The 12,116-nt window shown below is 69.1% G+C and carries 12 protein-coding genes; 8 read left to right on the top strand and 4 right to left on the bottom strand.

What is annotated here, in order from left to right:
* Positions 1–33 precede the first annotated feature (33 nt).
* A complete protein-coding gene (locus ACZ7GZ_RS16445) occupies positions 34–432 on the top strand; it encodes an OB-fold nucleic acid binding domain-containing protein (RefSeq protein ID WP_076095565.1) in 399 nt (132 codons plus the stop codon).
* Between the two features lie 3 nt (positions 433–435).
* Complete coding sequence (locus ACZ7GZ_RS16440) at positions 436–1,212, top strand: DUF3159 domain-containing protein (RefSeq protein WP_471024665.1); 777 nt, start codon at positions 436–438, stop codon at positions 1,210–1,212.
* Between the two features lie 65 nt (positions 1,213–1,277).
* Here the strand turns inward: ACZ7GZ_RS16440 and ACZ7GZ_RS16435 are convergent, their stop codons facing one another.
* A complete protein-coding gene (locus tag ACZ7GZ_RS16435; protein WP_471024663.1) occupies positions 1,278–1,949 on the bottom strand; it encodes a potassium channel family protein in 672 nt (223 codons plus the stop codon).
* Positions 1,949–2,620, bottom strand: a complete 672-nt coding sequence (locus tag ACZ7GZ_RS16430; protein WP_471024662.1) for a potassium channel family protein — start codon at positions 2,618–2,620, stop codon at positions 1,949–1,951. The genes ACZ7GZ_RS16435 and ACZ7GZ_RS16430 overlap by 1 nt, the downstream gene beginning before the upstream one ends.
* Positions 2,621–3,055: 435 nt before the next feature.
* Here ACZ7GZ_RS16430 and ACZ7GZ_RS16425 point away from each other — a divergent pair, with 435 nt between their 5' ends.
* Both ACZ7GZ_RS16425 and ACZ7GZ_RS16420 read left to right on the top strand, forming a co-directional pair.
* Positions 3,056–5,107: an APC family permease gene (locus tag ACZ7GZ_RS16425; protein WP_471024660.1), complete on the top strand. Its 2,052-nt coding sequence runs from the start codon at positions 3,056–3,058 to the stop codon at positions 5,105–5,107.
* Between the two features lie 134 nt (positions 5,108–5,241).
* On the top strand, positions 5,242–6,570 hold the full coding sequence (locus tag ACZ7GZ_RS16420; protein WP_471024659.1) for a class I SAM-dependent RNA methyltransferase: 1,329 nt from the start codon (positions 5,242–5,244) through the stop codon (positions 6,568–6,570).
* A 640-nt stretch (positions 6,571–7,210) separates the two neighbouring features.
* Here the strand turns inward: ACZ7GZ_RS16420 and ACZ7GZ_RS16415 are convergent.
* Complete coding sequence (locus tag ACZ7GZ_RS16415) at positions 7,211–7,465, bottom strand: hypothetical protein (protein WP_471024657.1); 255 nt, start codon at positions 7,463–7,465, stop codon at positions 7,211–7,213.
* Positions 7,466–7,876: 411 nt separating this feature from the next.
* On the opposite strand from ACZ7GZ_RS16415, the gene ACZ7GZ_RS16410 reads away from it, so the two are divergent.
* The 4 genes from ACZ7GZ_RS16410 (at position 7,877) to ACZ7GZ_RS16395 (ending at position 10,741) form a co-directional block, all read left to right on the top strand.
* Positions 7,877–8,080, top strand: a complete 204-nt coding sequence (locus tag ACZ7GZ_RS16410) for a cold-shock protein (RefSeq protein WP_014145516.1) — start codon at positions 7,877–7,879, stop codon at positions 8,078–8,080.
* A 338-nt stretch (positions 8,081–8,418) separates the two neighbouring features.
* Entirely contained in the window at positions 8,419–9,915 is a 1,497-nt protein-coding gene (locus tag ACZ7GZ_RS16405; RefSeq protein ID WP_471024656.1) for a DEAD/DEAH box helicase, read from the top strand.
* 45 nt (positions 9,916–9,960) lie between these two features.
* Positions 9,961–10,365 (top strand): CBS domain-containing protein, encoded by a 405-nt coding sequence (locus tag ACZ7GZ_RS16400; RefSeq protein ID WP_471024654.1) that lies wholly within the window; start codon positions 9,961–9,963, stop codon positions 10,363–10,365.
* 49 nt (positions 10,366–10,414) lie between these two features.
* Positions 10,415–10,741 carry an SCO5918 family protein gene (locus ACZ7GZ_RS16395; protein ID WP_471024652.1) on the top strand — a complete coding sequence of 109 codons (327 nt, stop codon included), beginning with the start codon at positions 10,415–10,417 and terminating at the stop codon, positions 10,739–10,741.
* A gap of 66 nt (positions 10,742–10,807) precedes the next feature.
* Here the strand turns inward: ACZ7GZ_RS16395 and ACZ7GZ_RS16390 are convergent, their stop codons facing one another.
* Positions 10,808–11,167 (bottom strand): hypothetical protein, encoded by a 360-nt coding sequence (locus ACZ7GZ_RS16390; RefSeq protein ID WP_471024651.1) that lies wholly within the window; start codon positions 11,165–11,167, stop codon positions 10,808–10,810.
* Between the last annotated feature and the right edge of the window lie 949 nt (positions 11,168–12,116).

The raw sequence follows: 12,116 nt of genomic DNA, 5'->3' as shown, positions 1-12,116 counted from the left end.
GGTGCCGTCGGTGGGCCCCGGTACGCTTCAGGTATGAGTGCTGTTCCTCGTTCCGAAAAGCCGGCCGGCCGGTTCCGGCGCATGCTCGACCGGCTCTCCTCCTCGCAGGAGGACCTGGAGTCAGAGGAGCTGCGGGAAGATGCCGAGACCGCGGGCTGCACCAAGATCGGTGACTGCCACGACCGGCAGATCGTCACCGTAACTGGTACCTTGCGCACGGTCACCTTGCGACCGCGCGCCGGGGTCCCGGCCCTGGAGGCCGAGCTGTTCGACGGCTCCGCCGCGCTGGACGTGGTGTGGCTCGGCAGGCGTTCCATCGTGGGCATAGAACCGGGGCGCAAGCTGATCGCATCGGGCCGGATCTCGATGAGCCGGGGCCGCCGGGTGCTCTTCAACCCGAAGTACGAACTGCGACCCCTCGGACGGGAGTAGCCGGTGACGTCCCTCGACAAGCCGACCGAAAGCACCGACCAGAATCCCCCCGACGAGCCCGGCGACGCCCGCGCGGTGACCGAGGCCGCGTTGTTCGAGGCGTTCGGCGGTGTCCGCGGCATGGTCGAGACGGTCGTGCCGGGCCTGCTCTTCGTCGCGGTCTTCACGGTCAACAAGGACCTGCATGTGTCGGCGATCGCGGCGCTGGTCGTCTCCCTGGTCCTGGTCGTGATCCGGCTCGTGATGAAGGACACCGTCAAGCACGCCTTCAGCGGTGTGTTCGGCGTGGTGTTCGGCGTGGTCTTCGCGATGTTCACCGGCAACGCCAAGGACTTCTACCTGCCCGGCATGCTCTACACGCTGGGCCTGGCGCTGGCGTACATCGTCACGACCCTCGCCGGGGTGCCCCTGATCGGCCTCATCCTCGGCCCGGTCTTCAAGGAGAACCTCTCCTGGCGCACCCGCAACCCCGGCCGCAAGAAGGCCTACGCGAAGGCCAGCTGGGCCTGGGGCCTGATCCTGCTCGCCAAGTGCGCGATCCTCTTCCCGCTCTACTGGTGGTCCGACACCGCCAGGCTCGGCTGGGTCCTGGTCGCCCTGAAGATCCCGCCGTTCCTGCTGGCGGTCTGGCTGACCTGGGTCTTCCTCGCGAAGGCGCCGGCCCCCATCGACGTGTTCGCGGAGATGGAGGCGGAGGAGAAGGCCGAGGAGGAACGCAGGGCCGCGCTGGCCGCCGAGGGCGGCGAACCCTCGGGCGGGCGGCACCGCCGGGAGGCGTAGCCGGCCGTCGTACGACGAGAAGGGCGCCCTTGCTGCCAAGGGCGCCCTTCCTCGTGTCGGCTCGGTCAGGCCTCGCCCCGCCGCACCGACAACAGCTCCTCCAACTGCTCCTCCCGGGCCTGGGCGGCCACGAACAGCAGCTCGTCGCCCGGTTCCAGGGAGTCCTCCTTGGACGGGGTCAGCACGCGGGTACCGCGGATGATCGTGACCAGGGAGGTGTCCTCGGGCCACTCGACGTCCCCGACCTGGGTACCGGCCAGGGCCGACTCCTCGGGCAGGGTCAGCTCGACGAGGTTGGCGTCACCGTGGCTGAAGCGGAGCAGACGGACCAGGTCGCCGACCGAGACCGCCTCCTCGACCAGGGCGGACATCAGACGCGGGGTGGAGACGGCCACGTCCACGCCCCAGGCCTCGTTGAACAGCCACTCGTTCTTCGGGTTGTTGACGCGGGCGACGACGCGCGGGACGCCGTACTCCGTCTTGGCGAGCAGCGAGACGACCAGGTTGACCTTGTCGTCGCCGGTCGCGGCGATGACGACGTTGCAGCGCTGCAGCGCCGCCTCGTCCAGGGACGTGATCTCGCAGGCGTCGGCCAGCAGCCACTCCGCCTGGGGCACCCGTTCCACCGAGATGGCGGTCGGGGCCTTGTCGATGAGCAGGACCTCGTGGCCGTTTTCCAGCAGCTCGCCCGCGATCGAGCGGCCGACTGCGCCGGCTCCGGCAATGGCGACCCTCATCAGTGACCGCCCTCCTCTTCCGGGCCCTGGGCGAACGCCGCCTCGACCTTCTCGGTTTCGTCCGTCCGCATCATCACGTGCACGAGGTCGCCCTCCTGCAGCACCGTCTGCGAGGTCGGCAGGATCGCCTCGCCCAGCCGGGTCAGGAACGCCACCCGGACGCCCGTCTCCTCCTGCAGCTTGCTGATCTTGTGACCGACCCACTTCGCGGAGGCGTGCACCTCGGCGAGCTGGACGCCGCCGGTGGGGTCCCGCCACAGCGGCTCGGCGCCCGAGGGCAGCAGGCGGCGCAGCATCTGGTCGGCGGTCCAGCGGACCGTGGCCACGGTCGGGATGCCCAGGCGCTGGTAGACCTCGGCACGGCGCGGGTCGTAGATGCGCGCGGCCACGTTCTCCACGCCGAACATCTCGCGGGCCACGCGCGCGGAGATGATGTTGGAGTTGTCACCGCTGGAGACGGCGGCGAAGGCGCCGGCCTCTTCGATGCCCGCCTCGCGCAGGGTGTCCTGGTCGTAGCCGACGCCGGTGACCCGGCGGCCCCCGAATCCCGGTCCCAGCCGGCGGAAGGCGGTGGGGTCCTGGTCGATCACGGCGACCGTGTGCCCCTGTTGCTCCAGGGTCTGGGCAAGAGTGGAACCCACCCTTCCGCAGCCCATGATGACGATGTGCACGACCGTCCTTCCGGTGTCCAAAAGTTACTGCTCAGCATCAGGGTCTCAGACCGACGCCCAAAGCTACACACGGGCGCCGGAGGGTGGGCACCCCCGTGCGCCGGTTCCCCTCGATCACGGTCTGCGGTCAGGCGTCAGCGGAGTCAGCGGTCCGCGTCCCCCCGATCACCGGGGGCGGGCGCCGGCGAGTGATGCTGCGCACGCTGCACAGGGTCAGGATTCCGAGGCCGAGAAGGGCGAGAGTCGCCCCGATCAGCTCCGCGGTGGCGGGCATGGAACCTCCGAGGTGCGATGACAGGCGGGGTCTGCCATCTAGGCACGGGGAGCGCGCGGACGACGGAATCCGCAGTTCAGTGCGCCTCTGATTTCACTCGTGAGGCAGAACACGGGCACCGGGTGGGCGGCTGCCTGTTCGAAGGCCTACCATCCTCTGTCGTGTCCAAACTGACCGACGTGCCCAAACGGATCCTGATCGGGCGCGCACTGCGCAGTGACCGGCTGGGCGAAACGCTCCTGCCGAAGCGCATCGCACTCCCCGTCTTCGCCTCCGACCCGCTGTCCTCTGTCGCCTACGCGCCGGGGGAGGTCCTGCTGGTCCTGTCCATCGCGGGCGTGTCGGCGTACCACTTCAGCCCCTGGATCGCCGTCGCGGTCGTCGTGCTGATGTTCACGGTCGTCGCCTCCTACCGGCAGAACGTCCACGCCTACCCGAGCGGCGGCGGCGACTACGAGGTCGCCACCACCAACCTGGGCCCCAAGGCGGGCCTGACCGTGGCCAGCGCCCTGCTCGTGGACTACGTCCTGACCGTCGCCGTCTCCATCGCCTCCGGCATCGAGAACCTCGGCTCGGCGATCCCCTTCGTGGTCGAGCACAAGGTGCTGTGCGCGGTCGCCGTGATCCTCCTGCTGACGCTGATGAACCTGCGCGGCGTGAAGGAGTCCGGCAAGCTCTTCGCGATCCCGACGTACGTGTTCGTCGGCGGCGTCTTCATCATGATCGCGTGGGGGGCCGTCCGCGGCCTGCTCCTCGGCGACACCATGCACGCACCCACCGCCGACTACCACATCAGGGCCGAACACCAGGGTCTCGCGGGCTTCGCGCTCGTCTTCCTGCTGCTGCGCGCCTTCTCCTCCGGCTGTGCCGCGCTCACCGGTGTGGAGGCGATCTCCAACGGCGTCCCGGCCTTCCGCAAGCCCAAGTCGAAGAACGCGGCGACCACGCTGGCGCTGATGGGCGGGCTCGCCGTCACCATGTTCTGCGGCATCATCGCCCTCGCCATGTCGACCAAGGTCCGCATGGCCGAGAACCCGGCCACCGACCTGCTCCACAACGGCCACCCGCTCGGCTCCGGCTATGTCCAGAACCCGGTGATCTCCCAGGTCGCCGAGGCGGTCTTCGGCAAGGGCAGCTTCCTGTTCGTCGTCCTCGCGGCGGCCACGGCCCTCGTGCTGTTCCTCGCCGCGAACACCGCGTACAACGGCTTCCCGCTGCTCGGCTCGATCCTCGCCCAGGACCGCTACCTCCCGCGCCAGCTGCACACCCGCGGCGACCGCCTCGCCTTCTCCAACGGCATCGTGCTGCTCGCGGGAGCGGCGACCCTGCTGGTGGTCATCTACGGCGCCGACTCCACGCGCCTGATCCAGCTGTACATCGTCGGCGTGTTCGTGTCCTTCACGCTCAGCCAGACCGGCATGGTCAGGCACTGGAACCGCCACCTGGCGGTCGAGCAGGACCAGGCCAAGCGCCGCCACATGATCCGCTCCCGCGCGATCAACGCGTTCGGCGCCTTCTTCACCGGCCTGGTGCTGGTCGTCGTCCTCGTCACGAAGTTCACGCACGGCGCCTGGGTCGCCCTGCTCGGCATGTGCATCTTCTACGCGACGATGACCGCGATCCGTAAGCACTACGACGGTGTCGCCGAGGAACTCACGGCACCCGAGGAGCCGGACGACGACCTGATCCGCCCGTCCCGCGTGCACTCGGTCGTCCTGATCTCCAAGATCCACCGCCCCACCCTGCGTGCCCTGGCCTACGCCAAGCTGATGCGCTCGGACACCCTGGAGGCGCTGACGGTCAACGTCGACCCGGCCGAGACCAAGGCGCTGCGCGAGGAGTGGGAGCGGCGCGGCATCGACGTACCGCTGAAGGTCCTGGACTCGCCGTACCGCGAGGTCACCCGGCCGGTCATCGAGTACGTCAAGGGCCTGCGCAAGGAGTCCCCGCGCGACGCGGTCTCCGTGATCATTCCCGAGTACGTGGTCGGCCACTGGTACGAGCACCTGCTGCACAACCAGAGCGCCCTGCGCCTGAAGGGCCGCCTGCTCTTCACGCCCGGCGTGATGGTCACCTCCGTGCCCTATCAGCTGGCGTCCTCCGAGGCGGCCAAGATGCGGGCCCGCAAGCGGCAGGAGTGGAGCGCCCCGGGTGCCGTACGACGGGGTCCGGCGGCGGAGCGGCCCAAGGAGCCGTCGGCGGCCAAGGAGTGAGCTCGGAGGGCTGATCCCGGGGGACCCCGGGATAGCCCGGGTTCCGGCCCGTGGTGAGCGGCCGGACGACAGCCACGTAAACTGGTGGGCTGTTGTCCGGCCGTTTCCCGTTCCCGATCTGGAGTCACCCCGCCATGCAGGCAGAACCGAAGAAGTCGCTGGCCGGGGAGGAGTACGAGGTCGAGATCGGCCCCGTCGCCCACGGCGGCCACTGCATCGCCCGTACCGCCGAGGGGCAGGTGCTGTTCGTCCGGCACGCGCTGCCCGGCGAGCGAGTGGTGGCGAGGGTGACCGAGGGCGAGGAGGGAGCCCGCTTCCTCCGCGCGGACGCGGTGGAGATCCTGGAGGCCTCCAAGGACCGCATCGAGGCGCCCTGCCCCTTCGCCGGCCCCGGCCGCTGCGGTGGCTGCGACTGGCAGCACGCCAAGCCCGGCGCCCAGCGCCGCCTCAAGGGCGAGGTGATCGCCGAACAGCTCAAGCGGCTCGCCGGCCTCACGCCCGAGGAGGTCGGCTGGGACGGCACGGTGATGCCGGCCGAGGGCGACAAGCTGCCCGCCGGCCAGGTCCCGCAGTGGCGTACGCGGGTCCAGTACGCCGTCGACGCCGAGGGCCACGCGGGCCTGCGCCGCCACCGCTCGCACGAGATCGAGCGCATCGACCACTGCATGATCGCGGCGGAGGGCGTCAGCGAGCTGGGCATCGAACGGCGGGACTGGACCGGCATGGAGTCGGTCGAGGCGATCGCGGCGACGGGCTCGCAGGACCGCCAGGTGATCCTGACCCCGCGCCCGGGCGGCCGGCTGCCCCTGGTCGAACTGGACAAGCCGGTGTCGGTCCTGCGGGTCGACGAGAAGTCCGGAGGAGTCCACCGCGTTCACGGCCGCCCCTTCGTCCGCGAACGTGCGGACGGCCGTACTCACCGCGTCGCGAGTGGCGGCTTCTGGCAGGTCCACCCCAAGGCGGCCGACACCCTCGTGACGGCGGTGATGCAGGGACTGCTGCCCCGCAAGGGTGAGACGGCGCTCGACCTCTACTGCGGGGTGGGGCTGTTCGCGGGGGCGTTGGCCGACCGGCTCGGCGAGAAGGGCGCGGTCCTCGGCATCGAGTCCGGCAAGCGGGCGGTGGAGGACGCGCGGCACAACCTCGCCGACTTCCCGCGGGTCCGCATCGAACAGGGCAAGGTCGAGTCGGTCCTGCCGCGCACCGGCATCACCGAGGTCGACCTGATCGTCCTGGACCCGCCCCGCGCCGGCGCCGGCCGCAAGACGGTCGCCCACCTCGCCTCCCTGGGCGCCCGCCGCATCGCCTACGTCGCCTGCGATCCCGCCGCGCTGGCCCGCGACCTGGCGTACTTCCGCGAGGGCGGTTACCGGGTGCGGACGCTCCGGGCGTTCGACCTGTTTCCGATGACGTCGCACGTGGAGTGCGTGGCGATTTTGGAGCCTGCTACAAAGGGGTTCTGACCTGCTGTTTCGCTGATTTCCCAGGATCCGGGCCGGTCGCGCGACGTGTTTCGGTGGGCGCATGACGTGGAGCAGGTCGCGTGCCGGACGTACGCCCCTGACCTGCGGCTTCGTTCAGTGACGGGGAAGGTGGGCGCGTGGTGCTCCCGGTCTTCGCAGGGTCCACGCCAGGCAGTTCTGACGCTCATGTGACGCTCGCTCTGATGGTGTGTCAGGGTGTGAATGAGCGGGTGGACTGTGCGGTTCGTGCGTCGCGTCGGGCGGCGACCGGACCAGGGCCGGCCACAGCAGCACTCCGGCGATGATCGACGCGGCTCCGGCAAGGAACACGGTTCCGGGCGCTCAGCTCCGCTTGGGGCGCTGTGCCGCGACAGCCACGAAAGCGGTAGCGAGCATCCCGCCAGGCCGCGATCACCTTCTGCGTCGTGAGGCGGAGCTGCCGATGCCCAGAGCGTCGCTCAGCGGTACATCCAGCAGGGCGTTCCCGGGAGGCGGCCGGGGGATGACGGGGTGCGGATGCGTCGGGGCGGTCTGTCGTACCGCCGCCCAGGTGGTGCCGAGTGTGGGGGCCGGCTGGTGTCCATCGTGTCCTGCAACCGGGAGAGGAGGAGGTCTTCCTCGTCCCTGATGTCCTGCCGTATCAGCGCGAAGGCCCGCTGCACCCTTTCCTCCGCCCGGGATCGCTGGCAGGAAGGCGCTCGATGTCCCCGACGAGATCGTTGAGCTGATGTACTTCCTCGACCCGGGCCGTCAGTTCCTCGCCGTCCGGGACTGAGGCTCGTACGGCGAGCCACAGCACCGTCTCCGCGAAGGCATGGCTGAAGACCAGCTGCACCACCTGCTTCAGGACGCGTTCCCGTTGGTGAAGGTCGTCGAGGGTCAGGTACTGATCCATCAGCCGGTCCATTTCCTCGTGCTACGGCGTTGCCGCACCAGGACGCTGCCCGCACCATTCCTTTGGGGCGCAGCCCTTACGCTGGGCGCGCCCCCAATGCTCCCCGAAACGTTGCGCTCCGGCTGGGTCAAAATCTGTGCCCGCGAGCCGAGATTTCAACGGAACAGGCAGGCAGATTCTCTACCGCATTAAGTCGAGTGGGATTCTTCACCGTACACAGGCCGCTGCGGCGTGCTACTGTCGATCTCAGTTGCAGTTGTGGTTCCCAAAACTTCAAGTGCCCTCCGGGCGGCGCCTGTGCCACTGGAAGCACTTTTGTGATCCGGTCTTTTTCCCGGCGGGGTGATCATCGCGGCGACACGGGGTCCGTGCAGTGCGGATCCCGATGCACTGCCCCAAAGGAGAAATGACATGGCTGCTGGTACTGTGAAGTGGTTCAACGCGGAAAAGGGCTTCGGCTTCATCGAGCAGGACGGTGGCGGCGCTGATGTGTTCGCCCACTACTCGAACATTGCCGCCCAGGGCTTCCGCGAGCTGCTGGAGGGTCAGAAGGTGACCTTCGACATCGCGCAGGGCCAGAAGGGCCCGACGGCCGAGAACATCGTTCTCGCCTGACGCTGACTGTCGCGTACTTGTAGCTGGGGCCCGCGTCCTTCGGGGCGCGGGCCCCAGCTACTCGCATTTTCCCGCAGTGGTTTCGCCTGCGGACGACAACCAGGAAACCCGTAGGCTCACCGCATACGGAGCATCCTCCGGGGTGCGCGCATCCCTTCACGGCGGACGCCCGGACATTGCGTCCGCTTCGCGCCACTCATTCCAGCTCCTCCTGTGCCGCACGGATTTTTCGTCGGTCAGATTCGCTTTCGCATTCCACCGGTCCATTCTTGCAATTCTCTGTGCTGCTGATCACTGCGGGAATTCCTTGATATGTGCCGCATCGAGGAAGGTTCCGCATGAACCGCACACGCACGAACGACCGCTTCGCCCGCACCCGTAACGGCAGCGCCGACTCCGGAAGGGGTGGCAGCCGATTCGGTTCGTCGGCCAGGAGCCGCTCCGGCGGGCCGAGCCGTTCCGGTGGTTACGGCCGCAGGCCCGCCGCGGTCCAGGGGGAGTTCGCGCTGCCCAGGACGATCACTCCCGCGCTTCCCGCCGCAGAGGGCTTCGCCGATCTCGACATGCCCGGGGCGCTGCTGGGCGCGCTCAGCGCGCAAGGCGTGACCGTACCCTTCCCGATCCAGGCCGCGACCCTGCCGAATTCTCTCGCCGGCCGGGACGTACTGGGCCGTGGCCGCACCGGCTCCGGCAAGACCCTCGCTTTCGGGCTGGCGCTGCTGGCCCGCACGGCCGGGCGGCGCGCCGAGGCCAGGCAGCCGCTGGGGCTGATCCTCGTCCCCACGCGCGAGCTGGCGCAGCAGGTCACCGACGCGCTCGCCCCGTACGCCCGCTCCGTGAAGCTGCGGCTGGCCACGGTGGTGGGCGGGATGTCGATCGGCAGGCAGGCGAGCGCGCTGCGCGGTGGCGCCGAGGTCGTCGTCGCCACACCGGGACGCCTCAAAGACCTCATCGACCGTGGCGACTGCCGACTGAACCAGGTTTCCATCACCGTCCTCGACGAGGCCGATCAGATGGCCGACATGGGCTTCATGCCGCAGGTAACCGCCCTCCTCGACCAGGTCCGCCCCGAGGGCCAGCGCATGCTGTTCTCCGCCACTCTCGACCGCAACGTCGACCTGCTCGTGCGCCGCTACCTGACCGACCCCGTCGTGCACTCCGTCGACCCCTCGGCCGGCGCGGTCACGACGATGGAGCACCACGTGCTCCACGTCCACGGCGCCGACAAGCACACCGCGACCACCGAGATCGCCGCACGCGACGGCCGCGTGATCATGTTCCTCGACACCAAGCACGCCGTCGACGGTCTCACCGAGCACCTCCTGAACAGCGGAGTACGGGCCGCCGCCCTGCACGGCGGGAAGTCGCAGCCGCAGCGCACCCGCACGCTGGCACAGTTCAAGACCGGACACGTCAACGTACTGGTGGCGACCAATGTCGCGGCGCGCGGCATCCACGTCGACAACCTCGACCTCGTCGTCAACGTCGACCCGCCGACCGACCACAAGGACTACCTCCACCGTGGCGGCCGTACCGCCCGCGCAGGAGAGTCCGGCAGTGTCGTCACCCTGGTCACCCCCAACCAGCGCCGCGGCATGACGCGCCTCATGGCAGCGGCCGGCATCGTCCCGCAGACCACCCAGGTCCGCGTCGGCGAAGAGGCCCTGTACCGCATCACCGGCGCCCAGACTCCCTCCGGCATCCCGGTCGTCATCACCGCACCGGTGGTCGAACGCTCCAAGAAGCGCGGCGCCACCTCACGCGGCCGACGCCGCCCCGTCTCGGCGGCCCGCCGCGCGCCCGTACGGCAGTCCACCGCCGGTGCGGCGGCATAGAACCTTCGTGTCAGGAAGCCCGCCCGACTCCGCAGGAGGCACCCTTTGACGCTGGACCAGACGCAGTTCCGCCAGGCGAGCGCCCACCCCGCGCACGGCACGGAGGCCGACACCATGGACGCGGCCGGACCGCAGGTCTGGGAGGACATGACCGTGGAGGTGGCACTGTCCGTGATGGCCGCCGCCCGTACAGGTCATCTGGTCGTCTGCGACGAGGACGGTCTGTGCACCCGCCTGGTCACCCGGGCCCGGCTCACGGCCGTTCGTGACGGTTCCGGATACACGGACCGCATCCGCCTGCGTGACGTCGCCGACGTCATCGGGCCCTGCGCCTCACCACTGACCACGAGGGCCGAAGCCGAACGTGCGATGCACTGCCACCGGCTCGGGGCCCCGCCCGTGGTCGACGAACACGGCAACGCTCTGGGCGTCCTCGCCCTCTCCCGCTGAACCGCCCTCACCCCACCCGGCCCCGTCTTCTCGTCTCCCTGGAGGCATCATGCGCTGTGTCATCGCCCGCTTCCCGTTCGACCTGACCAAGAGCGGCGTGGTGGAATCGATGAAGGGCGTCACACCCGAGCCGGTCACCGGTGAGTTCGTCATCATCGGACGACGCCACTACCCCGCCAAGCAGGTCGGCCAGGTCATCACCCGCCAGGACCGCCGCGATTTCAGCACCGGTGAAGTCCTCAGGGCCATGACCCAACTCGGCTTCACCTGCCGCACCCGCCCTACCGCCGCATCTGCGCCCATGGCCGGCCCGTACGAGCCGGCGTCCGCAACGCTCGGCGCTCCCGCTGTCCGCCTCACGTACGGACAGGTGTGAGCCGAACCGAGAAGTGAGGCCCGACCGGCGTGCCGGTCGGGCCTCACTGTGTGCCGTCCCGGTGGGTCAGTGGTCGGAGTAGCTGAAGTCGCCCACGGTCCAGGCACTGACGTCCTCGATCGCAACGCGGTACATCCCGCCTGTCTCCGGGATCCCAACCGTACCCTGCAGGATCCGGGCGACGTGGAAATGCAGATGCGTGGGCGGCCCGTCCTTCTTGGCGGGGGTGTCGAAGACGGCGGAGAATTCGCCCAGGTCGGCGGAGTCCGTCAGCACCTCAGACACCCTCTGCCTCCACATGGCTTCTGGAGCCAGCCGACCGGTGATGACAGCACCATCGGTGATCACGGTCAGGGACATCTGATTGCTCTGCCCGGACTCCACAAGGGCGGCTATCGCAACGAGCAGCTCGTCAGGCTTCGACATGGGATCGGATTCTATGCACCGGCCCGCCCGGGCGGCCTGGACGTCGGCGCAACCGGGCGAGACGGGCGCATACGGCTCCCCTGGCGCCGCAATACAGGTCAGGGGGTGCGCATGTGCGGCGGCTGCGGGCCAGGGGCGTGCCTCGAGGCATTGGTCGGCTGCCGTTCGGCTGCCGCACGTCTTCGATGAACGCTTGGGCGGTATCGCGTGCGTCGGCAACGGCCGCGTGGAACGGGGCAGCTGTGGCGTTGACGGACATCGTGTTCATCAGGGTCACCCTCGTCTGGGGATCGTTCATGCCCGGCCCTTGCCCACCCGATGCCCCGCCCGCCAACTCACCGGAGCCACCGTGCTCGCCGGAGGGGGCAGAGAATCGCGGTCGACGCGCCGCGCCGGTCGGCGGCGCCACGGGAAGCTCCGCGGGCGGCTCTGGGTCTCATCCGTGCGTCGGACCTGCACTACGCGCGGGGGCCCAGCATTCGCAGATCGGCTCAGCGGGAGACCTCACTGTCGAGCCGCAGCAATTCGAAGCCAGGTTGTTGTACGACGGCGACGGGACTGACGACCGGACCGGGTGGCCTGAAGTGACGAGAGGTCGCCGTGAGCAGGACTGCAGTTGACGCGGTTGCAGTACCAGCAGTAGGCAGTCCCTGTTTGCAAGTGATTGGTTCCGAGGGAAGAACGCAGGAGTCGAGCACCATCAGGATCGCCCGGGCGGAAGACGCGGGCCCGGGTACCGCAGGACATCGATAGGTAGGTGGTCTCCGGTCACGCATCCGCGATCCCCGCACCCCCGCCGGAGTATCAGGCGGCTGGGCGGAAACAGAAGGCCGGCGCAGCACTAACTTGATCTTTAACGTCCGGCGTCGAATGGTGTGTCGAACTTGATCACCTGGTCCGGTAACCGCCGTACATGGAAGCGGCCTTCGGCTGAACATGTGCTCCGACC

The sequence above is a fragment of the Streptomyces sp. NPDC037288 genome, assembly GCF_055603265.1.
Note: the sequence above shows the minus strand (reverse complement) of the source record. Positions and strands in the feature narration are given on the sequence as shown.